This window comes from Ramlibacter sp., assembly GCF_028291745.1.
Lineage (GTDB): Bacteria > Pseudomonadota > Gammaproteobacteria > Burkholderiales > Burkholderiaceae_C > Ramlibacter.
The window spans coordinates 1-23,914 of record NZ_JAQGNQ010000018.1; the positions used below are offsets into that span (position 1 = coordinate 1).

Consider the following 23,914-nt stretch of genomic DNA (forward strand, 5'->3'; position numbering starts at 1 on the left):
TCCCTCAGGTGTTCCGGGCTCACCGCTGCTGCCGGAATCGCGGTGCCGACCTGCAAGCCGACGCGATTGAACATGCCGCGGCGCAGCGGCCGCACCATGGCCTGGCCGTTTTCCACGCGGCTGAAGAACGAGCCCCAGAGGTTGGTCAGCGCCATCGGCACCACCAGCGGCTCGACGCCTTCGGCGCGCGCGCGCTCCAGCACCTTCATCACGCCGCCCTTGAAGGGCTGCAGCTGGCCGTCGCGGGTGAGCGCGCCTTCGGGGAAGATCGCCAGCAGGTCGCCTTCGCGCAGCACCTGCGCGGCGCGTTCGAAGGCGGCCTCGTACACGGCGGGATCCTCCTTCTGCGGCGCGATCGGGATCGCCTTGCCCAGGCGGAACAGCCAGCCGAGCACCGGCACCTGGAAGATGCGGTGGTCCATCATGAAGTGGATCGGCCGCGGGCTGGCCGCCATCAGCAGCACCGCGTCGACGAAGCTCACGTGGTTGCACACCAGCAGCGCCGCGCCCCTCACCGGGATGTTCTGCTCGCCCTCCACGCGAAAGCGATAGGCGAAGTGCGTCGCCACGAAGGCGACGAAGCGCAGCAGGTATTCCGGCACCAGCAGGAAGATGTAGCCGGCCACCAGCGCATTGGCGATGCCCACCAGCAGGAAGATCTGCGGGATGGTGGCGCCGGCCTGGAGCAGCGCGCCGGCGATCACCGAGCTGGCGATCATGAACAGCGCATTCAGGATGTTGTTGGCCGCGATGATGCGGGCGCGGTGGGTTGCCTGCGCGCGCAACTGGATCAGCGCGTACATGGGCACCGAATACAGGCCGGCAAAGAACGACAGCAGCGCCAGGTCGGCCATCACGCGCCAGTGCGCGCCGACAGAGACGAACTGCGACAAGGTGAGCGATGCCGACGGCGGCAGGCCGCGCGCGGCGAAGTACAGGTCGACGGCAAACACCGTCATGCCGATCGCGCCCAGCGGCACCAGGCCGATGTCGACATGACGGCGCGACAGCAGCTCGCAGGCCAGCGAGCCGGAGCCGATGCCGATGGAGAACACCACCAGCAGCAGCGAGGCGACCTGCTCGTTGCCGTGCAGCACCTCCTTGGCGAAGCTGGGGAACTGGCTGAGGAACACGGCGCCGAAGAACCACATCCAGCTGATCCCGAGCAGCGAGCGGAACACCACGAGGTTGACGTGCGCCAGCTTCAGGTTGCGCCAGGTCTCGGTGACCGGGTTCCAGTTGATCTTGAGGTTGGCATCGGTCGCGGGCGAGACCGGCACCCATTGCGCGACGCAGCGGCCCACGATCGCGAGCGCAATGCACGCAGCGCCGACCCAGTGCGGCCCCACCTGCGGCACCGCGACGAGCAGGCCGCCGGCGACGTTGCCCAGGAGGATGGCCACGAAGGTGCCCATCTCCACCATGCCATTCCCGCCGGTGAGCTCGCGCTCCGCGAGGTGTTGCGGCAGGTAGGCGAACTTGACCGGCCCGAACAGCGTGGAGTGCAGGCCCATGAGGAAGGTGCAGGCCAGCAGGATCGGCACGTTGGCCACGAAGAAGCCGATGGCCGCCAGCGTCATGATCCCGATCTCCAGCCACTTCACCAGGCGGATCAAGGTGCGCTTGTCGTACTTGTCGGCCAGTTGGCCGCTGGTGGCGGAGAACAGCAGGAAGGGCAGGATGAACAGCGCGCCGATCACCAGGCCGGCCATTGCCGGCGGCAGCCAGCCGACCTGCAACTGGTAGGTCACCATCACGGTGAAGGCGAACTTGAACAGGTTGTCGTTGGCGGCGCCGGCGAACTGCGTCCAGAAGAAAGGCGCGAAGCGGCGCTGGCGCAGCAAGGCGAACTGATTGGGGTGCGCTTCGGCGTGGCCCGTGGCGGGCTGGGCGAGTGCAGTTGTATTCATGCGGGTCTCCTGGGAAGACATGATCGCCCATGGACGCGCTGCTGGCACGAGTCTGCGGACGCTCGAAGGCGGGGGTCGCTGAATATCGATACGACATCCGGACGCAAAGGACGTAAAAAAATCCTGGAGGTTTTCATCCTTCCCTGGAAGTTCTTTCGCGTCCTTTGCGCAAGCTTCGCGCCCTTTGCGTTCGGATGTCCGGCTTCCTACCGAAATACCGTGAGCACCCCGGTGTAGCCATACAAATGGCTGCGCGCAATCTCGCCGCCTGCGAAGAAGCCCACCAGCGGCACATCGCCGAGGGCGCGGCGGACGATCTGCATTTCGGCGCTCGGGCCGCCGAAGTGGGGGCCGCCGCGACCCGCGCAACTCACGTACACCGCACCGGCGATGGGGCGCGCGGGCGTCGGCGCCGCCAGTGCATCGGAGGCGGCCAGGGCACTGGCCACGGCCAGCGGCAGTTCCTCGGGCTCCAGCTCCTCGCGGATCTCGGCGCAGATGCGCACCAGGTCCGCTCGCGCGGCTTCGACATCGCGCCGGCAGAAGGCCAGCTTCATGCCGGCGTCCACCTTGGTGGCGATCGCCACGCCGCGCCGCCGCGGATCGAGGCCGATGATGTGTCGCACGACCACGTCCGTGCCGAAGTGCCCGCTGCGATTGACCACGTCTTCGTTCGCTTCGGTCAGGCCCACCAGCGTGCGGCGCAACGCCGCCATCGCGGCCTGCGGCTGTTCCAGCGAGACGCGCAAGTCTTGCAGCAGCACGTCGAGCGCCGGCTCGCCGTCGAGGGTCGTGACCAGGTTCGCGTCGGCGCCGGTGATGGTGCGGGCCGGGGCCACGGGCTGGCAGCCCTGGGTCACGCGCGATACCAGCTGCACGCCTTCGCCGAAGGCCACGCCCGAGAGCCCGCCGCGGAACACGCCGCCCGCCTTGCCGTGCCCGTTGATGTTGCCGTTGCCGCCGATGGCGAACTGCACCACGTCGCCCCGGCTCGAGGCCAGCCCGCCGAACAGGTAGCCGGTCGCCGTGCGGTCGGCCATCTCCGCGATCAGTTCCGCGACGTCGGGCGTGCCGGCATCGGCATGCACCAGCGCCGTGTAGGGCGTGAAGGTGGATGGCAGCGGCGCGACGCCGGAGAACACGCGGTACTGGTCGCTGGGCAGCGCGCACAGCATCACGGCCAGCGCCGGCTCGTCGAAGTATTCGACGTTGGACGAGGCAATGCCGATGCCCACCGTGCCGGACCAGTCGGTGACCAGCGGCAGTTCGGCGCCCAGGTGATCCAGGATGTCCTGTGCCACGTGCGCGTAGTGGTCGGTGATGTACAGCAAGCCGAGCGTCGGCGTGCTCGCGTAGCCGGGCAGCGTCATTTGCGCGCGCAACTGCGCCAGCACGAGGCCGGCCGCCATCTGCCACTGCGGATGCGTGGCATGGCCGAAGGGGAACAACTGCATGGCGGATCCTTCAGCGCGACGGGGTGCTCTTCTTGCGCGGGGCTGACTTGCGCGCCGCGGCTTTCCTGGCGGGAGCGCGCGGGCTGGCCGGGGTGGCCGCGCGGGCCAGGTCGGTGGCCGCCCGCGTCATGCCGGCGGCCGTCTTCATGGCCTGCTTCGTGGCATCTCCGACCGCGCTGGCGGTGGCCTCGCCACCGGTCTGCTGCGCGACGTCCTTCATCGCGTTGGCCGCAATCTCCTGGAACTGGCGGGTGAGCGAACCCCACCACTGCAGGGGATCCACCGGGCTGCCGGCGCTAGCGCCATTGCCGGAGGGCGCGCCGTTGGCCGGCCTGGTGCCGGCGCTGCCCTTGTCCTTGCCGCCCTCGGCGGCCGCCTGGGGCTTCACCTTCAGCGCCTCGGCCATGTCGGTCATCCGGACGTTCATGCCCTTGAGGGTGGCGAGCGTCATCTTCTGGACTTCCAGGGCCTGAATGGTGGCGATCAGGGCCTTGCCGTTCTGGTCGAGCCAGAAGTGCACGGCCTTCAGTTCGGCAATGCGCTTGTCGAGTTCATCGACATTGAGGGTGGGTGCGATCCAGTTGGACAGGCCCGGCATCTGCGTCATCCCCTGCGAGGCGCCCTTTGCCAGGTTCTGCAGGAAGTCGAAGCCCGGGACGAATTTGGCAAAGCCGAAATCGCTGTTGTCGCTCATGGCATGGCCTCCTCAGGTGGTGCTCTGGACAGCTTACCCGAACGAGGCGCCGGCGCGCTGCGCGAATGGTGGGGCGCCTGCGGCAACGGCACCCACGAGAATCAGGAAGGCTTGCTCACCGAAACGGGAACCGTGACCGGCAGCGTCTCGATCTTGCCCTTGGCGTCCTTGAAGCGCAGCGTGATGTTGATGTGGCCGCCCGCCGTAAAGGGCGTCTTCAGGTCCATCAGCATGAAGTGGAAGCCGCCCGGCGCCAGCTTCAGCGGCTTGCCCGGTGCCAGCGGCAGTTCGCCGGCGGCGCGCATCTTCATCACGTCGCCTTCCATCTTCATCTCGTGGATTTCCACGATGCCGGCCGCGGGGCTCTCGGCGCCCAGCAGGGTGAGCGGTTCACTGGCAGTGAGCGTCATGTACGCGCCGCTGGAGTCCTGGCCCTTCACGGCCACGCGGGCCCAGGCCCCATCGACCTTGACGGGGGCGGCGGCCTGGGCAGCGGTGCAGGCGGCGAACAGCAGGGGAAGCAGCAGCTTTTTCATGGGCGGATTATCCGGCCGCGCTTCCCGGTCTGCGTTAGGCTTACCCCATGGCGCAGCGACTCGAGGCCGCCGGCACCGACTTCGTGCTGCAGGCGCAGCTGCGTTACCCCGGCCAGCCAGGTGAACAATGGACCATGTTCTTCCGCGATCCCATCGGCAATCCCATCGAGGTGAAAGGCTTCGCCTCGCTCGACGGTGTCTATGCAACCTGACCCTGCCCAGGGTGCTGTCGGCAAGGTCCTACGCCGCCCGGTGCCCGGACGGTCTGGCGATGCCGCGTTGTCTTTGCTACGGTCACGCAGCATGACGCTCGCGGAGATCCTCTATCCCTCCTGCGCCCTGTTCCTCGACTTCGACGGGACCGTGGTGGACATCGCTCCGCAGCCGCACGCCGTGCACGTACCCGGCCCGCTGATCGACGTACTGCGCGAGGTGCAGCGCTACCTGCACGGTGCGGTGGCCATCATCTCCGGCCGCCCGATCGCGCAGATCGACGAATTCCTGCAGCCCTTGCAGTTGCCCGTCGCCGGCGTGCACGGCACCGAACGGCGCAGCCACGACGGCGACCTGCACCTGCTGCACACGCATCCGCTGGACCACGTGGAAGAAGCCGCCTGCAACCTCGCCGCCCAGCACCCCGGCCTGCTCGTGGAGAACAAGCGCGGCTCGCTCGCCCTGCACTACCGGCAGGCGCCCGAGCTTGAGGCGCAGTGCGTGCAGGCCATGCAGCAGGCGGTGGACGAATCGCCCGGCGTGACGCTGCTGCGCGGCAAGATGGTGGTCGAGGCCAAGCCCAGCGGGGCCAGCAAGGGCCGGGCGATCGAGGACTTCCTCGCGGAGCCACCGTTCGCGGGGCGCAGGCCGGTCTTCATCGGCGACGACGTGACCGACGAAGTCGGCTTTTCGACGGTGCAGCGCCTGGGCGGCCTGGGCATCAAGGTTGGTGAAGGGCCCTCGGTGGCCTGGCAGCGGCTCGCGCACCCCGCCGCGCTACGAGAACAACTGGAGGCGGCCCTGGCCGCCCGTGTGACGAGAACCGCATGAACCAAGAAAAATTCGTGACCCCCTCCTCGCTGCAGGTCGGCATGATCGGCAACTGCGCGTACAGCGCGCTGATCGACCAGCAGTCGCGGATCGTGTGGAGCTGCCTGCCGCGGTTCGACGGCGACCCGGTCTTCAACGCGATCCTCGACCCCACCGAGAACGGCAGCCTCTGGGCTTTCGAGCTGGAGGACTACGAGCGCACCGAGCAGTTCTACGAGCCCAACACCGCGGTGCTGCGCACGCGCATGTACGACCGCAAGGGCCAGGGCATCGAGGTCACCGACCTGGCGCCGCGCTTCTGGAGCCGCGGCCGCACCTTCCGGCCGCTGTCGCTGGTGCGCCGGGTCAAGGTGCTCTCCGGTTCGCCGCGCATGCGCGTGCTGCTGCGCCCGCGCTTCGACTGGGGCCGCAGCAAGCCCAGCGTCACGCAGGGCAGCAGCCACATCCGCTACGTCTCGGGCAACAACACGCTGCGGGTCAACACCGACGCGCCGATCTCGTACGTGCTGGCCGAGACCTACTTCGTGGTCGACCGGCCGATGAACTTCATCATGGGTCCGGACGAGACCCTGGCCACCGGCATCGAGGACACCGCACGCCTGTTCGAGCAGGAGACGGTGAGCTACTGGCGCGCCTGGACGCGCGCGCTGTCGCTGCCGCTGGAATGGCAGGACGCGGTGATCCGCGCGGCGATCACGCTGAAGCTCTCGCTGTTCGAGGACACCGGCGCCATCGTCGCGGCCATGACCACCTCGATTCCGGAGGCGCCCGGCAGCGGCCGCAACTGGGACTACCGCTACTGCTGGTTGCGCGATGCCTTCTTCGTGGTGCGCGCGCTCAACTCGATCTCCGAAGTGGCGACCATGGAGGAGTACCTGCGCTGGCTGATGAACGTGGTGATCCGCTCGGGCGGCGGCCACATCCAGCCGCTGTATGGCATTGGCCAGGAGGAGAAGCTGCCGGAGACTATCCTCGAACACCTCCCCGGCTACCGCGGCATGGGCCCGGTGCGGGTGGGCAACCAGGCGCAGGAGCACTTCCAGCACGACGTCTACGGCAACATCCTGCTGGGGGCCGCGCAGGCCTTCCACGACCACCGCCTGTTGAAGCGCGCCGGCCGCGCCGAGTTCGCGCACATGGAGGCGGTGGGCGAGCAGGCCTTCAAGATCTACGACACGCCCGACGCCGGCATGTGGGAGCTGCGCACTCGCGCCCGCATCCACACCTCCTCGGCGCTGATGTCCTGGGCCGCGTGCGACCGGCTCGCCAAGATCGCCGCCGCGCTCGGATTGCCGGAACGCATCCGCTACTGGCGCGAGCGCGCCGACACGATCCGCAACCGCATCCTCAAGGAATCGTGGAGCGAGCAGCGCCAGGCTTTTGCCGAGAGCTTCGGCGGCCGCGACCTCGATGCCAGCGCGCTGCTGATGGCCGAAGTGAACATGATCGACCCCAACGATGCGCGCTTCGTCGCCACCGTCGATGCGCTGGAGAAGTCGCTGTGCGACGGGCCGTTCATGCGGCGCTACGAAGCCTCCGACGATTTCGGCAAGCCCGAGACCTCGTTCAACGTCTGCACGTTCTGGCGCATCGACGCGCTGGCGCGAATCGGCCGCAAGGCGCAGGCGCGCGAGATCTTCGAGGTGATGCTGAAGCACCGCAACCACCTAGGCATGCTGTCGGAGGACATCCATCCCGTCACCGGCGAGATGTGGGGCAACTTCCCGCAGACCTATTCCATGGTCGGCACCATCAATGCGGCAGTGCGGCTGTCGGCGCCGTGGGACACGGTCATCTGACGATGACCGATAAGGAATGAGGGATAACAAATGACTCCGGCCTCCGCCATTCGTCATCGGCGAATGAAATGAGCAGACTGGTCGTCGTCTCCAACCGCATCGCGGACCCGCGCAAGACGGCGGCCGGCGGGCTCGCCGTGGCGCTGGCGGAGGTGTTGAACAACACCGGTGGACTGTGGTTCGGCTGGAGCGGCAAGATCGTCGACGACACCGAAGTCGACGACGTGCACGTGGTGCAGGCCGGACCGGTGAAGCTGGCGATGGTCGACCTCTCGCAGGCGGACCACGACGCCTTCTACCTCGGATACTCGAACGGCGTGCTGTGGCCGGTGTTCCATTACCGGCTCGACCTGGCCGACTTCGATGCCGGGTACATCGCGGGCTACCGGCGCGTGAACCAGCTGTTCGCACGCAAGCTGCTGCCCCTGCTGCGGCCGGACGACGTGCTGTGGGTGCACGACTATCACCTGATCCCGTTGGCGGCGGAACTGCGGGCGCTCGGCTGCCAGCACCGCATCGGCTTCTTCCTGCACATCCCGCTGCCGCCGCCGCTGATGCTGGCCGCTATCCCCGGGCACGACTGGCTGGTGCGCGCGCTGTTCGCGTACGACCTGGTCGGCTTCCAGAGCCGGAGCGACCTCAAGCACTTCGGCGACTACGTCGAGACCGAGGCCCACGCGCAGCGCCTGGACGAGGACCGCTGGCGCGCCTTCGGCCGCACGGTGCACGCGGGCGCCTTCCCGATCGGCATCGACATCGAGGAATTCAATGCGCTGGCCAACGGGCCCGAGGCGACCGAGATGTACGAGCGCATGAAGCGCGAGTACTACCGGCGCAAGCTGCTGGTGGGCGTGGACCGGCTGGACTATTCGAAGGGCCTGCCGCAGCGCATGCGCGCCTTCCGCGAATTCCTGACCAAGAACCCCGAACTGCGGGAGAGCGCAACGCTGATCCAGATCGCCTCGCCGAGCCGCGAGAACGTCAGCGCCTATACCGACATCCTGCACGAGCTGGAGAGCCTGTGCGGCTCCATCAACGGCAACTTCGGCGACCTCGAATGGATGCCAGTGCGCTACATCCACCGCACGGTGGCGCGCGACCGCCTGCCCGGCCTGTACAAGGCCAGCCGCGTGGCGCTGGTCACGCCCTTGCGCGACGGCATGAACCTGGTCGCCAAGGAATACCTGGCCGCGCAGAACGAGGAGGACCCGGGCGTGCTGGTGCTCTCGCGCTTTGCCGGGGCGGCGGAGCAATTGAAGGAAGCGCTGCTGGTGAATCCCTACGACACCGAGGGCACCGCCGCAGCGATCCAGCTTGCCTTGCAGATGCCGCTGGAAGAACGCCGCCAGCGGCACCAGGCGCTGCTGCGCACCGTGCGCGAGTACGACGTGCACTGGTGGTGCGAGACCTTCCTCGATGCGCTGGCCGAGGCGCAGGCCGAGGAGAAGGGGACGTCGTGGTTGCGCTTGTAAGCTTGCTTTGCGAATTCGTTTTCGTGGACTAGGCTTTCGTAGGCTGGGCTGCCGAAGGCACCCCAGCCAGCGCTGGTTCGCTGGGGTGCGCTTCGCGCAGCCCAGCCTACAGGCCACCATCAGAACACCGTCGTCAACAGGCCGGCAATTCCCAACCCCAACGCCGCCAGCGCATCCCCCGCGATCAGCCCGCCACCGAATAGCGAGGTCCCGCTCATGTCCTCGGGCAGCGCGCGATCCTTCTGCGTTCGCCGTTCGAGCAAGCTCGCCACCACCCCGCCCGCACCGAACCAGCACGAGGTCGGCAGGTTGACGAAGCCCCCGAAGGACAGCGCATAGGGCGAGGGCAGCACCACCGCATCGAGCCAGAAGGCCCGCGGCTTGAGGATCTTGCGCGCGGCCTCGATCGCGAAGCCGATCGCCACGCCGACCAGGATGGCCGTGCGCTGGTACGGCTTGTCCGCAGTCAGCCCGCGCAGCACGCCCACGAACTTGTACGTCATGGCGGAACCCCATGCCGCGGGTTGCTGGCCCGCCTTCATGACCGTCTGGTCCAGCGTCAGCACCGGGTAGGCCGCCATGAACAGGCGCGCGAACACCACTGCAAGCACCGCGCCCACGAGGACCCCGAGCACCTGGTAGCGAAACTGCAGCACGCGCGGCGTGCCCAGGCGCCAGCCGGTGGAGCGGTCCTGCTGCATGTCGCAGGCGACGCTGGTGGAGACCAGCAGGATGGCACCCGCCATGAGGCCGGCGCCGGGATCGGTCAGGCCCGCCAATGCCATCACCACCACCGAGACCACGAAGGCCGACGAGATCGGATTGGAATCGCTCACGCCGGTGGAGATGCCGTTGACGAGCGCAAAGAGAAACACCAGCGCGACCCCGAGCGCCAGGAACAACAGCGGCTGGCGCAGCAGCACGTGGCCGGTAGCGAGCGTGGCCGCACCCCAGGCGATCACCCACAGCACGAGGCGGCCGCGGTGCACGCGCCGCCACGTGTCTTCATCGGGTGCCGCGCGCTGGCGCTCGCCCGCCAGCACCTGCCGGAAGATCAGCGCCAGGTCGACGATCGCCGCGCCCATGATGGTGCCCAGCGCGATCAGGAACATGATCTTGCGAAAGGGATCGCCCGGCTCCAGCCAGCCGATGGACACGAAGAAGGGTTGCAGCGCCACACCGAGCAGGCCGCCGATCACCGCCGGCACGCCGATGCGCGCGCCCACCACCATGCCCGCGCCGAAGGTCGAAGCCGAAGTCTCGATCGCGCCCAGCACGGCGAGGCGCGGCACCAGCAGGCCCGCGGCGATGCCGCTGGCGACACCGGTCCCCAATTGCCGCACCGAGCGTTTCAGCAGGGTCGTGTCGGTCAGAGCGCGCAGGATGTTCGCCACTGCCAGGCCCGAGGGGAAGGCGAGGTGCAGCCGATCGACCAGCACCGGCGTGTACAGCATGCCGACGCCCACGCCGAACATGCCGATGCACACGAAATAGGCGACCAGTTGCCATAGCGGCGGCTGCGGCAGCCCCATCCAAACCATCGCCTGCACCAGCACGCCCATGCCGCTCATGCTGGCGACGGACGCCGCGGCGGTCTGGATGTAGTTGGCGCCGTGCTTGCCTTCGCTGCCGTAGCCGGCGGTCACGGCCGATCCGAGCAAGCCGGCCAGCACCTGCCCGCCGACGAAGAATCCGAGCGAGAAATTCATGTACGCCGCGGTGACGCCGGCCAGTGGCCCGAGCACCAGCATCCCGGTGGCGGCAAGCAGCAGGTGATAGGCCCAACTGCCCTGGGCAGGCAGCCAGCGCCAGCGCGGCGGCGTCATGCCCGGAGTATGTCTTTCTCCTTCCCCCTTTGGGGGAAGGTCGGGATGGGGGCGCCCCGCCCCGAAGCGCCCCCACCCCAGCCCTCCCCCGGAGGGGGAGGGAGCCATTCAGGGCCCCACCACCTTCTGCTCGATCGCGCCGAACACGCTCTGTCCATCCCGTGCCTTCATCTCGATGCGGATCGTGTCGCCGAACTGCATGAAGGAGGTGGTGGGCTGGCCGTCCTGGATGGTTTCGATGGCGCGCTTTTCGGCGATGCAGCTGTAGCCCCTGGGCCAGTCGGTCTTGCCATCGGCATCCGTGACGCCCTTGTTGCTGACCGTGCCCGAGCCGACGATGCTGCCCGCGCGCACGTTGCGCGTCTTGGCGATGTGCGCGATCAGCTGGCCGAAGTGGAAGGTCATGTCGGGCCCGGCCTCGCACATGCCCACGCGCCGGCCGTTCCAGCTGCTTTGCAGCACCAGGTTCACGCGGCCGCCGTCCCAGGCCTCGCCCAGTTCGTCGGGGGTCACGGCCACCGGGCTGAAGGCGGTGGCCGGCTTGCTCTGGAAGAAGCCGAAGCCCTTGGCCAGCTCGCCGGGAATCAGGTTGCGCAGGCTCCAGTCGTTGGCCAGCATCAGCAGGCGAACGCCGTCCAGTGCCTGCTCGGGCAAGGCGCCCATGGGCACGTCCCCGGTCACCACGGTGATCTCGGCTTCGAAGTCGATGCCCCACTCCTCGCTCAGGAAGCGCGCCTCCTGCGTCGGCCCCAGGAAGTCGTCGCTGCCGCCCTGGTACATCAGCGGGTCTTCGTAGTAGCTTTGCGGGACTTCTGCCTTGCGCGCGGCCCGCACCAGCTCGACGTGGTTGATGTAGGCCGAGCCGTCCGCCCACTGGTAGGCCCGGGGCAGCGGCGCCATGCACTGCCGCGGATCGAAGGGGAAGGCATGCCGCCCCTTGCCGGCATTGACCGAGTCGAAAAGGTCCTGCAATTGCGGGGCAAGGTAGTTCCAGTCGTCCAGCGCCTGCTGCAATCGGCTGGCAATGCCGGTCGCATAATGGGCCGACTGCAGGTCGCGCGAGACCACCACCAGTTGCCCGTCGCGCGAGCCATCCCTGTACGTCGCCAGCTTCATCGTGTCTGCCCTTGCGGATGGGATGCGCTGGAGCCCGCCGGGACCATGACGCACGGTTGAATGAATTTGCCCAAACGGAATTCTATCGACGCCGCGGGGTACGCGGGATGAAGCCGGCGCCGGCAGCACCCTGGCGGCGGCTTGCGCTGCTGGTGCTGCCCGTGTCGGCGGCGCACGTGGCTTTGCTGTCGCCCCCGCCGACCATCATGCAGCCGCTGTCGCAGTCCGCGTTGCGCTTCATCACGCGCAGCATGCAACTGCCCTCGCCCGCGCCCGTTGCACCGCCGCAGGAGGTGGCGATTGCAGCACGGCCTGCACTGCCCGCACCCGCCGCGCTGCCACGGCCTGCGCGCAGGGCCGTTCGTCCTGCCGCTATCCTGGCCGCAGCCACTGCGCCAGCGCCAGCGCCAGCGACAGATCGGGCTGCGCCCTCCGCGCCCGCGGCGACGCCCGCCGTCGCGCAGTCCTTCGCCATCCCCCCACCTGCGCGCCTGCACTACGAGGTGCTGGCCCAGGTCCACGGCGTGCCGGTCCAGGGCGAGGCGCACCTCGAGTGGCGCCACGACGGGCGGGAGTACGAGGCCCGGCTGGACATCGTCACTCCCGGGCTGCCCGCCCGCAGCCAGCGCAGCACAGGCCGCATCACGGCGCAGGGCCTGGCGCCCGGCTACTTTTCGGACAAGGCGCGCAACGAACAGGCCACGCATTTCGATCGGGACCATGAGCGCCTGGTCTTCAGCAACAACCGCCCGCAGGCCGCCCTGGCCGAGGGCATGCAGGATCGCCTGAGCGTCATCGTGCAGCTGTCGGCACTGTTGGCAGGCGACCCCGCGAAGTTTCCGGCCGGCACGCGGATCGCCATCCCCACGGCCAGCACGCGCGAAGCGGGGACCTGGACCTTCGTCGTGGAAGGCGAGGAAGACCTGCAGCTGCCGGGCGGCGCGGTGCACGCGCTGAAGGTGCAAAGACTGCTGCGCGGCGAGTACGACCAGCGCATGGAGCTGTGGCTCTCGCCGCAGATGGATTACGCCCCCGTGCGGCTGCGTCTGACAAACCCGGACGGTGGGGCGGTTGACCAGCGCTGGGCATCAACCGACAGGGGCTGAGTCCGCAGCGGCCTAAATTGCATCCATGGCCAATCCGGCCGGTCCCTGCGGCGAACCACTTTGAGTGCCACACTTGAATCGGAGCCTCCCGCAGCCAGCTATAGGCAAAAGGAACCAGATCATGCAAATGCTTTATGACTCCGATTCTTTCGTGGTGGTGCACTTGCAGGCCAACGAGCCCGGCGAGGGCGAAGCGCACCCCCCGCTGGTTCGGCATGGCTTCGAGATCGTCGACAAGCGCTCCAACAAGGAGGTCTACCTCGACGGCACCTGGGCCGACGCTTTCCAGCGCCAGATCAATGCCTGGCAGCTGAACACGCCCACACAGGAAGAGGTCGAAGAGACCCTCGACGGGTACGCGGAGCTGGCGCAGAACCCGTTGGTGATCCACTGAGCCTGGCTGGCACGAGAAGGAAGGGCGCGGTCTCCGCGCTTTTGCTTTTTGTTGGGGCGGCTCTAGCACCTGTGCCCTGACGCAGGAGGCCCGCAGGCCGCCGTTACTATCGGCCCATGCGCCTGCATCCTGCCTTTGCCTGTCTGTTGCTCGCGGCCTGCGCGGCTGCGACGCCCCTCCCCGATGTGTCCGGCGTGGATGCCTTGCTGCTGGGCGAACAGCACGACGCCAGCACGCAGCCGCCCCTGCAGCAGCGCTGGGTGGACACGCTGGCCCGCAGCGGCCGCCTCGGTGCGCTCACCCTCGAGATGGCCGACCGCGGCCACAGCACGGCGGGCCTGCCCTCCGCGGCCAGCGAGGAGCAGGTGCGCCAGGCCCTGGACTGGAACCGGCCCGGCGCCGGCTGGCCTTGGGAGCGCTATGCGCCGGCCATCATGACGGCCGTGCGGGCCGGCGTGCCGGTGCTGGGCGCGAACCTGCCGCGCGAGGAGCAGCGGGCGGCGATGAAGGATGACACGCTGGAAGTGCTGCTGGCGCCCGCCGCCCTGCACGAGCAGGAGCAGGCGATCCGCCGCGGCCACTGCGACCTGCTGCCGGATCAGCAGGTGCTGCCGATGACGCGGGTGCAGATCGCCCGCGACCGCGCCATGGCGCGGGCCATCGCCACGGCAGCCGTGCCCGGCAAGACCGTGGTGCTGATCGCCGGCGCCGGCCACGTCGCGCCGGAGCTCGGTGTGCCGCAGCACCTGCCGCGGCTCTTGGCCGCGCGCTCGCTGCTGCTGCCCGGCGAGGACACCGGCAAGGACTACTGCGCGGAGCTGCGCAAGTCCGCCCCAGGACGCACCATGGACCAGCGATGACCACCCTGATCGCCACGCACAGTGGCTCCTTCCATGCGGACGACGTGTTCGGCGTCGCGGTGCTTGCCGCGCTGTATCCCGACCATCGCATCGTGCGCACGCGCGACCCGCAGGAGATCGCGCCGGCGGATTTCGTGGTCGACGTGGGCGGGGTGTGGGATGCGGAGCGCGGCCGCTTCGACCACCACCAGCGCGGCTTCGGCGGTGCACGCATGCGCACCGAGGCCGACGGCAGCACCGCGCCCGCCGAGGGCTACGCCAGCGCCGGGCTGGTCTGGCGCGCGTTCGGCCTCGCGTATGTGCAGCGCTTTGCCGCGCAGATGGAATGCACGCTCGACGAGGCCGCGCTTTCGCAGGTCGCGGAAGATGTGGATGCTTCGCTCGTGCGCTATCTCGACCTGGTCGACACGGGCGCACAGGAAGTGGCGCCGGGGATCTTCGGCCTCTCCAGCCAGATCGCGCTGTTGAACAGCACCTGGCTGGAAGAAGCACCACTCGACCGCGCTGGCAGGGCGCACTTGCAGGTCGAGCGCTTCGGCGAGGCGATGGCGCTCGCGCGGCGGCTGCTCGATCGCTTCCTGCTGCGGCGCATCGGCCAAACGCTGGCCGCGGACAAGGTGCGTGCTTCGCAACGCCTGTTCGGCGGCCGCGTGCTGCACCTGGCGGACGGTGGCCTGCCATGGACGCGCGTCGTCGTGGAGGAAATGCCGGACGTGCTGCTGGTGGTCTATCCCGAGGAATCGTCGGGTCAGCACCAGATCCGCACGGTGCCGGTGACGCTCGGCTCCTTCGACTCGCGCATGGACCTGCCCGCCGCCTGGGCGGGCCTGCGCGAAGGGCAACTCGCTGGCGCGATCGGCGTGCCCGACGCGGTGTTCTGCCACTCCAATCTGTTCATCGCGGGGGCGCGCAGCCTGGAGGGGGCGATGAGGATGGCGGGGATGGCGCTGGGGATCTCATCGCGGACTTAGCAAGGATGTCATCCCGGGCTTGACCCGGGATCCACGACGGCGCTCGCACACCGCCGCCTGGATTGCGGGTCAAGCCCGCAATGACATCCTTGGTGGACATCCCTCGTGGACATCCTTCGTGCACCTCCCTCGCGCGCCGCGCCCGTGACGCGGCCGCGCCGCTCCTACCGGTGCGCCCTGATCGAATCCGCCAGCGTGTTCACGAGCGTGTCGATGTGCGACTTCTCCACGATGTAGGGCGGTGCGATCACCACGGTGTCCCCGGCGGGGCGCACCAGCGCGCCCTTCTTGAAGCAGTCGATGAAGATGTCGTAGGCGCGCTTGCCGGGAGAGCCCGCCATGGGCGCGAGTTCGACCGCGGCCGCGAGCCCGAGGCTGCGGATGCCGATCACGTTCGGCAGGCCCTTGAACGTGGAATGGAACGCATCGCCCAGCACCTTGCCCATTTCCGCGGCGCGCGGAAACAAGGCGTCCTTCTGGTACAGGTCCAGCGTGGCCACGGCGGCCGCGCAGGCGACCGGGTGGCCGGAATACGTGTAGCCGTGGAAGAACTCGATGACGTGCTCGGGCGCGTCGGTCTTCATCATCGCGTCGTAGATCTTGTCGCGGCAGATCACGCCGCCCAGGGGGATCACGCCGTTGGTGACCGCCTTGGCGAAATTGAGCATGTCCGGCACCACGCCGTAGTAGTCGGCGCCGAAGTTGGTGCCCATGCGGCCGAAGCCGGTGATCACCTCGTCGAAGATCAGCAGGATGCCGTGCTTGTCGCAGATCTCGCGCAGGCGCTTCAGGTAGCCCTTGGGCGGGATGTACCAGCCGGCGGATCCCGCGATCGGCTCGACGATGATCGCCGCCACGTTGCTCGGATCGTGCAGCGGCAGGATGCGCTGCTCCAGTTCGAGCAGGTAGTCTTCCTGCGACTCGGGCTCGCGGTTGTGGATGTACGGGTTGGCCGGGTCGTTGATGAAGCGCATGTGGTCCACGCGCGGCAGCAGCGCCGTGCCGTACACCTTGCGGTTCGCCGGGATGCCGCCCACGCTCATGCCGCCGAAGCCGACGCCGTGGTAGCCCTTCTCGCGGCCGATGAAGACGCTGCGATGCCCTTCGCCGCGGGCGCGGTGATAGGCCAGCGCCACCTTCAGCGAGGTGTCCGCGGCTTCCGAGCCCGAGTTGCAGAAGAGCACCTTGTTCAGGTCGCCAGGGGCCATCGCCGCGATCCTTTCGGCGGCCAGGAAAGCCTGGTCGTTGCTCGCCTGGAACGCCGTCGCGTAGTCCAGCGTATCGAGCTGCTTCTTGATCGCTTCGTTGATCGGCTTGCGGTTATGGCCAGCACCCACGCACCACAGGCTGGAGATGCCGTCGATCACCTGGCGGCCGTCGTGGGTGGTGAACACCATGCCGTCGGCCGCCGTGAAGACCCGCGGCTCCTTGCGGAAATGGCGGTTGGGCGTGAAGGGCAGCCAGTGGCTGTCCATGTTGAGGTCGAGGGTGGCCATCGGGATCTCCTGGAACGTGCCGCCATTTTGCGCCCTGCCACAATGAGGGGCATGTCCGCTGCCTACATCCTCACCCTCTCCTGCCCGGACCGTCCGGGGATCGTCCATGCCGTCTCGGGCTTCCTGCTGGAACGCGGCGGCAACATCGAGGAGGCGGCGCAGTACAACGACCACGACACCGGCCTGTTCTTCATGCGCGTGCGCTTTGCCTGCGGGCAACTCACGCAGGCCGACCTGCGCACGCAGCTTGCCTTCTTTGCCGAGGGCTTCCAGATGAACTGGAGGCTGCACGACTCCACGCAGCCGATGAAGACGGTGATCTTCGTCAGCAAGGAAGGCCACTGCCTGAACGACCTGCTGTTTCGCTGGAAGAGCGGCCTGCTGCCGCTCGACATCCGCGCGATCGTGTCGAATCACCGCGAGTTCTACCAGCTGGCCGCCAGCTACAACGTGCCCTTCCACCACATCGCCATCACGGGTGCGACCAAGGCGCAGGCCGAGGCGCGCCAGTACGAGGTGATCGAGGCCGAGGGCGCGGAGCTGGTGGTGCTGGCGCGCTACATGCAGATCCTCTCGGACGACCTGTGCCGGAAGTTGTCCGGCCGGGCGATCAACATCCACCACAGCTTCCTTCCCAGCTTCAAGGGCGCCAAGCCGTATTACCAGGCGCACGACCGCGGCGTGAAGCTGATCGGCGCCACGGCGCACTACGTGACCGCCGACCTCGACGAAGGCCCGATCATCGAGCAGGACGTGGCGCGCGTGGACCACAGCTACACGGTGGAAAGCCTCACCGCGCAAGGCCGCGACACCGAGAGCATGGTGCTGGCGCGCGCGGTGAAGTGGCACAGCGAACACCGCGTGCTGGTGAACGGGCACAAGACGGTGATTTTCCGCTAGCGCCCTCTTGAACCTCCGCGCCGCAATGGCGACAATCCCCGCGTCGCTCATCTCCGGCCCTGCCATGACTGCCGCCCTGAAGATCGCACCCGCCGCAGCCAACGTTCCCCTCACCCCGGCGCAAAAGCGCTTCAACACGTTGCTGCGGCAGATCGGGCAGGCGCGCCAGACCCTCGCCGCCTGGCACGAGAACATCGGCGGCTATCGCCTGGCCCATGCCGGCGTGCTGCTGCCGCTCGAGGCTGAACTGCTCGCTGCGCACAGGCAGTGGGCGTTTGCGCTGGACCAGCTGCTCGGCCAGCCAGGCTGGACCAAGACGGAGCGCGCGACGCTGCGTGAACTGATCTGCCAGGCCGCCGGGGAACTGCTGGAGGCGCGCGGTGAGGACGCCGCGCTCAAGGCTCTGTTCGACCGGCATGCCGATGTCGATTTCGACACCGAGCGGCGCGAGTCGGCCCTGCTCATGAAGGACGTGACGGAGGCCATCACCGGCCTGGACCTGGGCGACGATACCGGCATCGAAAGCGAAACCGACTTGTTCGCGCGCATGGAACAGGAGTTCCAACAGCGCGTTGCTCAAGAGGAGGCGGTCCGCAGCGCGCGCACCGCACGCCGCGGCAAGAGCGCCGCGCAGCAGCGGCGCGAAGCAGAGGCGCAGCAAGCCACGCAGTCGGTGCGCGAGATCTTCCGCAAGTTGGCCAGCGCCCTGCATCCCGACCGGGAAACCGATCCCGGCGAACGCGCTGCCAAGACTGCGTTGATGCAGCGCGTGAACCAGGCCTATGCCGCCAACGACCTCCTGGCATTGCTGGAACTGCAATTGCAGATCGAGCAGATCGATGTCGGCCACCTCGCCTCTGCCAGCGCTGAGCGGCTGAAGCACTACAACAAGGTGCTGGCGGAGCAGCTGGCCGAGATCCAGACGGAGATCGCAGAAACCGAATTGAACTGGCGCGCAGAATTCGGCCTTGAGCCCCTGTGCGGAACGGATCCGCGCAAGCTCGGGCAGGTGCTCGAGCAGACCAGCCGCCAATGGCGCGCCGAGCTCGCGCAAACGCAGCGGGACCTGCGCATGCTGACCGACGTCGCCGCGACCAGGCGCTGGCTCAAGCGCGAGCGCCAGATGCGGCGGGAAAGCGCATTCGACGCCTTCCCGTTTTGACCGGCTTCGGTCGTCTCCACTCCGCGCCCGCCGCAAAATCTTTCATCCCGGGCGCCGCGGCCCCGTAAAGTGCAGGCCATGAACGCCCCCGCCGATCCCGAAGCCCTGCAGCGTGCCGAGCGGCAGGCGCAGGTCGTCGCCGCCTTGAAGCCGCTGCTGCCGCAAGGCGCGCTGATCTGGCACGCCGAAGACACCACGCCGTACGAATGCGACGGCCTCACGGCCTATCGCCAGCGGCCGCTGGTGGTGGCCTTGCCCGAGTCCGAGCAGCAGGTGCAGGCAGTGCTGAAGGCCTGCCACGCACTGCGCGTGCCGGTGGTGGCGCGCGGTGCCGGCACGGGCCTCTCGGGCGGCGCGCTGCCGCATGCGCTGGGCGTGACGCTGTCGCTGGCCAAGTTCAATGCGATCCAGCAGATCGATCCGGTCGCGCGGACGGCCCTCGTGCAATGTGGCGTGCGCAACCTGGCGATCAGCGAGGCGGCCGCCAGCTACGGCCTGTACTACGCGCCCGATCCATCGAGCCAGATCGCCTGCACCATCGGCGGCAACATCGCGGAGAACTCCGGCGGGGTGCACTGCCTGAAGTACGGCCTGACCGTGCACAACGTGCTGAAGATCCGCGGCTACAACGCCGCGGGTGAGCCGGTGGAATTCGGCAGCGATGCGCTCGACGCGCCCGGCTATGACCTGCTGTCCATCGTGATCGGCAGCGAGGGCATGTTGGCCGTGGCGGTGGAGGTCACGGTGAAGCTGATCCCCAAGCCGCAGCTCGCGCGCTGCATCATGGCCAGCTTCGACGACATGCGCAAAGCGGGTGACGTGGTGGCGGCCGTGATCGCCGCCGGCATCATCCCGGCCGGCCTGGAGATGATGGACAAGCCGATGACCGCCGCGGTGGAAGACTTCGTGCATGCCGGCTACGACCTGACGGCCGAAGCGATCCTGCTGTGCGAGAGCGACGGCACCAACGAGGAAGTCGAAGAGGAGATCGGCCGCATGAGCGCGGTGCTGCGCGAGGGCGGCGCCACTGCCATCGCGGTGAGCCGCGACGAGGCCGAGCGCCTGCGCTTCTGGAGCGGGCGCAAGAATGCCTTCCCCGCGTCCGGCCGCATCAGCCCCGACTACATGTGCATGGACTCCACCATCCCGCGCAAGCGGCTGGCGGACATCCTGCTGGCGATCCAGGAGATGGAGAAGAAGTACCAGCTGCGCTGCGCCAACGTGTTCCATGCCGGCGACGGCAACCTGCATCCGCTGATCCTGTTCGACGCCAACGACGCCGACCAGCTGCATCGCTGCGAGCTGTTCGGCGCCGACATCCTGGAGACCAGCGTCGCGATGGGCGGCACGGTCACCGGCGAGCACGGTGTCGGCATCGAGAAGCTCAATTCGATGTGCGTGCAATTCAGCCCGGAGGAGCTGGAGCAGATGCGCGGCGTCAAGCGCGCCTTCGATCCCGAGCAGTTGCTGAATCCGGGCAAGGTGGTGCCCACGCTGAACCGCTGCGCCGAATACGGAAAGATGCTGGTGCGCGGCGGCCGGATCGCGCACCCGGACCTGCCGCGGTTCTGAGCTTGCTCAGGGCTTGCAGGCGGTGTCGGTGATGACGATCGCGTCCTTGCCGATGTCCTTCTTCTCGTCCTGCTGGCGGATCGCCTCCTGCACGAAGAGGTGGGCGAAGGTCACCACCTGGTTGTTGACCGGGTTGTTCACCGTGACGGGCACCGGGGCCGACGACGGGACGGGCACCGACACGGGCGGCGGCGAAATGCCGGCCGGCGCCACCAGCAGCGCGCCGTCGCGGTAGCTGATGGTGTAGTTCGACGGCAAGAACGCGGGGCCAGCCGCGGCGGCACTGGCCGTGATTGCATAGGAATCCGGCTTGGCGCTCGCGGACGCGCCGGCACTGGCGACGGTGACCGAGGGCACGCTCTCACCGGCGATCAATCCGCTGGTTGTGAACTCGCTTCCGTTGAAGCGCAGCGTATCGCCTTCGAGCTTGGTTGCGTCATTGGCGCTGATCGTCAGCGCCGCCGGCGTGATGGTCAAGGCGCCGCCGGTGAAGTGCACCGCATAGCCCGCGACACCGAGGCTGCCCTGCGTCAGCGCATAGGAGCCTACGTTCTTCGACAGCGCCGGGGCCGCGAGAATTCCCGTGGCAAGGTCTTGCAGGAAGACGTTGCCATAGAGGCTCGCATCGACGAGGCCGTCGACGAACACGTCCAGTCCACGGAAACCGAGCGTGCCGTCATACACCTTGCTGGCGGAGCCGACCGTGATGTTCGCCTCCGGCTGCAACGCGAAGACGTAGCGGTTGCCCGCCTCGGTGATGCTCGCCGGCGCAGCCGACGCGAAGCTGCGGTTCCACAGCGCCATGTTACCGGAGGGGAGAGCGCCCGGTGCGAGGTCGCCCGACTCGACGACGAACCGGAGGCCGTCCGGATTCGGCAGATAGATCAGCCAGCGACCGGATGGCGTGGCGATGCCGCCGCCCTGGCCGACCTGGAGCGTCTGGGCCGAGAGCACCAGGGCGTTGCCCGCCGCGGCGCTGCTGATGGTGCCGTCCAGGACCAAGGCGCCGGCGGTGATCTGCACGTTGCCCGTGCTTGCGATGTCGGTCAACGCAGCGATCGTGACGTTGTCGCCGCGGAGCGTGACAGGGCCGCTGGCGATCGCGGGGCCGCTGGTGCCCGGGACCTCCGTATTCGGGGCGGAGAGCCCCTGGCCGTCCAGCACGATGCGCTGGCCCGCCGTCACGAGGATCTCGCCCCCCGCGCCGGAAAGCGCGCTGCTCACACTGTCCCGGCTTGCCGTGTCGTCGCTGGCCAAGACACTCCCGCCGCGGGTATCGATCCGGTGCAGGGATACGCTTCCGGTGTCCGCCGTGACGCTGACCTTCCCGCCATTGCCGACCGTGGACGTTGTCGGGAGAGGCGCGGCCGTGTAGATCCTGGCGAGCAGGGTGACCTCTCCTTCACCTTCCGGGAAGAAGCTCGCGCCGACTGCGCGGATGGCATTGCCGGTGATGTCGCTCGCCGCATGCAGGGTGACATTGCCGCCGTCCTGGGCGCCGTAGCCGTAGCCGTAGCCGCTCGAATCCACCACGTTGAACGAGAGCGAGCCGCGCTGCGCATCGAGCGTGATGGAACCGTCGACCAATGAGTCCGGATTGCCGGAACTGCCGGAAGTGCTGAAGGTGCCGCTGCCGGTGATGTTGTTGCCCGCCACGACGCTGATCGGCCCGCCGTAGGAATACACGCTGGACTGCGGACTGAAGTAGATATCGCTGCCGGCAGTGACCGTGACGCCCGTGGAGCCGTACAGCGAACTTCCGCTGCTGCCGTACCTGCCGACGTTCACCGCGCCGGCCGTCGAGACGCTGAGCGCCCCGCTGTTGGCCTGCACATAGCCGTCGATGTTCACGTCGCGAGCGACATACCCTGCGGCACCGGACAGCGTCTCGAGGGCCACGGAGCCCGCCGTGATCGAGGCGCCACCGGCGACGCTCAGGCTGCCGTTGCCGGCGGTGAGGTGAACGAGCGAATCGGGGTGGGTTGCGTTGATGTTGCCGTTGACGTCGATGCCCTTGTCGGCTTGCAACGTGAGGTGCGAGGCAGTGCCCCAGGTGATCACGGCATTCGGGTCGATCGTGATCTGGCCGCCAGTGCCGTAGTTGCTGTATCTGTTTGCCGTCGAAGTCGTCACCAGCACATTCGCTTGCGTAAGTTCGTAGTTGATCTTGGCGTCGGAAAGAAGCGTCACGGTCCCCGAGGTCAAAGGCCGGAACACGCCGGCGACAGCGTCGTCGATGTTCACCGCCGGATACACCGGCGGCAGCGTGCCCTCCGGCAAGGGTGTGTCGTGGAAGATCGTCACATCCTCCGAATCCAGCAGCAACGTCCCCATCGTCCCCAGCGGCGCCCGCAGGTCCACCCAGCCGGTGTACTCCAGCCCCTGCTTCCCCGACACCTCCGCAAATCCGCCGTTCCCGCCCTGCGCCCCGCCGCGGGCGGAGATCTGTCCGTACATGCGCGTGACCTCGTCCGACCACACGATCACGCGGCCGCCGTCGCCCTGCTGCGTGGCGTCCGCCTGGATCGTCGCGTCCGCATCCACATAGGTGCGTGCCGCATTGGGCACCGCTGCGTTCGCGCCCCGGTAGTCGCCGCCGACGCGCACCTGGCCGCCGCCACTCGCCCCGCTGGCATCCAGCAGCGCGCCGGCCAGCAGGCCCACGCGCTCGCCCAGCACGTCGATGCTGCCGCCCTTGCCGCCGGTGGCCCGCGCTTCGATGCGTCCGTCCACCAGGCTGTCGCCGCCGGTAGCCTGCAGCACGACCTTGCCGCCCGCGATGCTCACGGCCTGCGCCTGCACCAGGCCGCTGTGGCGCAAGGTGCCGGCGAAGATGCCGACCGCGTCGCCCCGCAGCGTGCCCAGGTTCACCGCCTGGTCGCCGGCCTGCACATCGAGATGAATGCCTTCCAGGCCGCGGCCGCTGATCTCCACCTTCTGGCCCGCGGCCAGGATGGTGGCGCCGTCGCTCTGGATCAGCGCCGTGCTGGCGGTCTGCACGTTCGGCGCGACCAGCACGATGTCGCCGCCTTGCGCGCGGATCGTGCCCCCCACCGTCAAGCCGGCGCTGTTGCCCTGATTGCTGAAGCGCATGCGCCCGGCGATGGCGTCGGCTTCGCTCATCTGCAGGGTCGACGCCGTGAAGCCCGCCGTGTCCACCACCGCGCCCGTGCCCACCGCAATGCCGGCCGGATTCACCAGCACCAGCCGGCCGTTGGACCGCAGCGTGCCGAAGATGGCGGAGGGATCCGGCCCGACGACCCGATTGATCGAGGTGCTGGCGGCCGAAGGTTGGTCGAACTGCGTGATGCTGCCGGCCGGCACCGAGAAGCTTTGCCAGTTGAGCGCCGAGTGATTCGTGCCCGGCGCGTTCTGCGTGGTCACGACCAGGTTGTTGCCGCTGCGCACGAGACTGGCCTGCCCGGCGATCACCTGTGCGCCCGTCGCTTGCGCGGCAGCGGTTCCGCACTGCCCCGCAAAGACAGCCGCCACGGCGAGCGCGGCGGCAGCGGGACGGAAGCCGGCATGCACCGGCGTGCGGACGGCGCGGCGCCGCGCGACCGTGCGCACGGGCCTGGAAGGGACGCTGGACATTGTTTCGC

At 68.3% G+C, this 23,914-nt stretch carries 18 protein-coding genes and 1 pseudogene; 11 read left to right on the top strand and 8 right to left on the bottom strand.

The features are described from left to right. The 4 genes from JWP60_RS02690 to JWP60_RS02705 all read right to left on the bottom strand — a co-directional run. Positions 1-1,910, bottom strand: a 1,910-nt coding sequence (locus tag JWP60_RS02690; protein WP_299786119.1) for an MFS transporter, incomplete at its 3' end; no start/stop codon positions are given. Positions 1,911-2,116: 206 nt separating this feature from the next. Further along, on the bottom strand, positions 2,117-3,364 hold the full coding sequence (locus tag JWP60_RS02695; protein ID WP_299786121.1) for an FIST C-terminal domain-containing protein: 1,248 nt from the start codon (positions 3,362-3,364) through the stop codon (positions 2,117-2,119). Positions 3,365-3,374: 10 nt separating this feature from the next. Continuing rightward, positions 3,375-4,058, bottom strand: a complete 684-nt coding sequence (locus tag JWP60_RS02700; protein ID WP_299786123.1) for a PhaM family polyhydroxyalkanoate granule multifunctional regulatory protein — start codon at positions 4,056-4,058, stop codon at positions 3,375-3,377. A 101-nt stretch (positions 4,059-4,159) separates the two neighbouring features. After that, on the bottom strand, positions 4,160-4,594 hold the full coding sequence (locus JWP60_RS02705) for a copper chaperone PCu(A)C (protein ID WP_299786125.1): 435 nt from the start codon (positions 4,592-4,594) through the stop codon (positions 4,160-4,162). 47 nt (positions 4,595-4,641) lie between these two features. Between JWP60_RS02705 and JWP60_RS02710 the strand changes: the two are divergent. The 4 genes and pseudogenes from JWP60_RS02710 to otsA form a co-directional block, all read left to right on the top strand. After that, positions 4,642-4,806, top strand: a pseudogene (locus JWP60_RS02710) (dioxygenase); the annotation flags it as partial. 91 nt (positions 4,807-4,897) lie between these two features. Continuing rightward, positions 4,898-5,638 (top strand): trehalose-phosphatase, encoded by a 741-nt coding sequence (gene otsB, locus JWP60_RS02715; protein ID WP_299786127.1) that lies wholly within the window; start codon positions 4,898-4,900, stop codon positions 5,636-5,638. Next, complete coding sequence (locus tag JWP60_RS02720; protein WP_299786129.1) at positions 5,635-7,437, top strand: glycoside hydrolase family 15 protein; 1,803 nt, start codon at positions 5,635-5,637, stop codon at positions 7,435-7,437. The genes otsB and JWP60_RS02720 overlap by 4 nt, the downstream gene beginning before the upstream one ends. 68 nt (positions 7,438-7,505) lie before the next feature. Then, positions 7,506-8,909, top strand: coding sequence for an alpha,alpha-trehalose-phosphate synthase (UDP-forming) (otsA, locus tag JWP60_RS02725; protein ID WP_299786131.1), 1,404 nt, complete (start codon positions 7,506-7,508; stop codon positions 8,907-8,909). Between the two features lie 119 nt (positions 8,910-9,028). Here otsA and JWP60_RS02730 read toward each other — a convergent pair whose 3' ends face one another. Both JWP60_RS02730 and JWP60_RS02735 read right to left on the bottom strand, forming a co-directional pair. Then, positions 9,029-10,735, bottom strand: coding sequence for an OPT/YSL family transporter (locus JWP60_RS02730; protein ID WP_299786133.1), 1,707 nt, complete (start codon positions 10,733-10,735; stop codon positions 9,029-9,031). A 108-nt stretch (positions 10,736-10,843) separates the two neighbouring features. Then, complete coding sequence (locus tag JWP60_RS02735) at positions 10,844-11,851, bottom strand: fumarylacetoacetate hydrolase family protein (protein WP_299786136.1); 1,008 nt, start codon at positions 11,849-11,851, stop codon at positions 10,844-10,846. Between the two features lie 107 nt (positions 11,852-11,958). Between JWP60_RS02735 and JWP60_RS02740 the strand changes: the two genes are divergently transcribed. From JWP60_RS02740 to JWP60_RS02755, 4 genes are all read left to right on the top strand, one after another. Then, the gene (locus JWP60_RS02740) at positions 11,959-12,957 is read left to right on the top strand and encodes a DUF3108 domain-containing protein (protein WP_299786138.1); all 999 of its coding nucleotides are present in this window, start codon (positions 11,959-11,961) and stop codon (positions 12,955-12,957) included. A 121-nt stretch (positions 12,958-13,078) separates the two neighbouring features. After that, positions 13,079-13,351 carry a DUF3567 domain-containing protein gene (locus JWP60_RS02745; RefSeq protein ID WP_299786140.1) on the top strand — a complete coding sequence of 91 codons (273 nt, stop codon included), beginning with the start codon at positions 13,079-13,081 and terminating at the stop codon, positions 13,349-13,351. A gap of 116 nt (positions 13,352-13,467) precedes the next feature. Then, entirely contained in the window at positions 13,468-14,211 is a 744-nt protein-coding gene (locus JWP60_RS02750) for a ChaN family lipoprotein (RefSeq protein ID WP_299786142.1), read from the top strand. Beyond that, a complete protein-coding gene (locus JWP60_RS02755) occupies positions 14,208-15,182 on the top strand; it encodes an MYG1 family protein (RefSeq protein WP_299786144.1) in 975 nt (324 codons plus the stop codon). The genes JWP60_RS02750 and JWP60_RS02755 overlap by 4 nt, the downstream gene beginning before the upstream one ends. A gap of 164 nt (positions 15,183-15,346) precedes the next feature. Here JWP60_RS02755 and JWP60_RS02760 read toward each other — a convergent pair whose 3' ends face one another. Continuing rightward, positions 15,347-16,678, bottom strand: coding sequence for an aminotransferase class III-fold pyridoxal phosphate-dependent enzyme (locus JWP60_RS02760; protein ID WP_299786146.1), 1,332 nt, complete (start codon positions 16,676-16,678; stop codon positions 15,347-15,349). A 51-nt stretch (positions 16,679-16,729) separates the two neighbouring features. Between JWP60_RS02760 and purU the strand changes: the two genes are divergently transcribed. The 3 genes from purU to JWP60_RS02775 all read left to right on the top strand — a co-directional run bounded on the left by purU (position 16,730) and on the right by JWP60_RS02775 (position 20,312). Beyond that, entirely contained in the window at positions 16,730-17,578 is an 849-nt protein-coding gene (purU, locus tag JWP60_RS02765; RefSeq protein ID WP_299786148.1) for a formyltetrahydrofolate deformylase, read from the top strand. A 64-nt stretch (positions 17,579-17,642) separates the two neighbouring features. Beyond that, positions 17,643-18,740 (top strand): J domain-containing protein, encoded by a 1,098-nt coding sequence (locus tag JWP60_RS02770; RefSeq protein WP_299786150.1) that lies wholly within the window; start codon positions 17,643-17,645, stop codon positions 18,738-18,740. A gap of 78 nt (positions 18,741-18,818) precedes the next feature. Beyond that, positions 18,819-20,312 (top strand): FAD-linked oxidase C-terminal domain-containing protein, encoded by a 1,494-nt coding sequence (locus JWP60_RS02775; RefSeq protein ID WP_299786152.1) that lies wholly within the window; start codon positions 18,819-18,821, stop codon positions 20,310-20,312. A gap of 6 nt (positions 20,313-20,318) precedes the next feature. On the opposite strand, the gene JWP60_RS02780 is transcribed toward JWP60_RS02775, so the two are convergent. Further along, positions 20,319-23,906, bottom strand: a complete 3,588-nt coding sequence (locus JWP60_RS02780; protein ID WP_299786154.1) for a filamentous hemagglutinin N-terminal domain-containing protein — start codon at positions 23,904-23,906, stop codon at positions 20,319-20,321. Between the last annotated feature and the right edge of the window lie 8 nt (positions 23,907-23,914).

Bases quoted from the DNA above. Each gene is read 5' to 3' on its own strand.
- JWP60_RS02750 (WP_299786142.1), top strand. From the start codon at position 13,468: ATGCGCCTGCATCCTGCCTTTGCCTGTCTGTTGCTCGCGGCCTGCGCG.
- JWP60_RS02755 (WP_299786144.1), top strand. From the start codon at position 14,208: ATGACCACCCTGATCGCCACGCACAGTGGCTCCTTCCATGCGGACGAC.
- JWP60_RS02730 (WP_299786133.1), bottom strand. From the start codon at position 10,735: ATGACGCCGCCGCGCTGGCGCTGGCTGCCTGCCCAGGGCAGTTGGGCC.
- JWP60_RS02740 (WP_299786138.1), top strand. From the start codon at position 11,959: ATGAAGCCGGCGCCGGCAGCACCCTGGCGGCGGCTTGCGCTGCTGGTG.
- JWP60_RS02745 (WP_299786140.1), top strand. From the start codon at position 13,079: ATGCAAATGCTTTATGACTCCGATTCTTTCGTGGTGGTGCACTTGCAG.
- otsA (WP_299786131.1), top strand. From the start codon at position 7,506: ATGAGCAGACTGGTCGTCGTCTCCAACCGCATCGCGGACCCGCGCAAG.
- JWP60_RS02775 (WP_299786152.1), top strand. From the start codon at position 18,819: ATGAACGCCCCCGCCGATCCCGAAGCCCTGCAGCGTGCCGAGCGGCAG.
- JWP60_RS02720 (WP_299786129.1), top strand. From the start codon at position 5,635: ATGAACCAAGAAAAATTCGTGACCCCCTCCTCGCTGCAGGTCGGCATG.
- JWP60_RS02735 (WP_299786136.1), bottom strand. From the start codon at position 11,851: ATGAAGCTGGCGACGTACAGGGATGGCTCGCGCGACGGGCAACTGGTG.
- otsB (WP_299786127.1), top strand. From the start codon at position 4,898: ATGACGCTCGCGGAGATCCTCTATCCCTCCTGCGCCCTGTTCCTCGAC.
- JWP60_RS02770 (WP_299786150.1), top strand. From the start codon at position 17,643: ATGACTGCCGCCCTGAAGATCGCACCCGCCGCAGCCAACGTTCCCCTC.
- JWP60_RS02780 (WP_299786154.1), bottom strand. From the start codon at position 23,906: ATGTCCAGCGTCCCTTCCAGGCCCGTGCGCACGGTCGCGCGGCGCCGC.
- JWP60_RS02695 (WP_299786121.1), bottom strand. From the start codon at position 3,364: ATGCAGTTGTTCCCCTTCGGCCATGCCACGCATCCGCAGTGGCAGATG.
- JWP60_RS02705 (WP_299786125.1), bottom strand. From the start codon at position 4,594: ATGAAAAAGCTGCTGCTTCCCCTGCTGTTCGCCGCCTGCACCGCTGCC.
- purU (WP_299786148.1), top strand. From the start codon at position 16,730: ATGTCCGCTGCCTACATCCTCACCCTCTCCTGCCCGGACCGTCCGGGG.
- JWP60_RS02700 (WP_299786123.1), bottom strand. From the start codon at position 4,058: ATGAGCGACAACAGCGATTTCGGCTTTGCCAAATTCGTCCCGGGCTTC.
- JWP60_RS02760 (WP_299786146.1), bottom strand. From the start codon at position 16,678: ATGGCCACCCTCGACCTCAACATGGACAGCCACTGGCTGCCCTTCACG.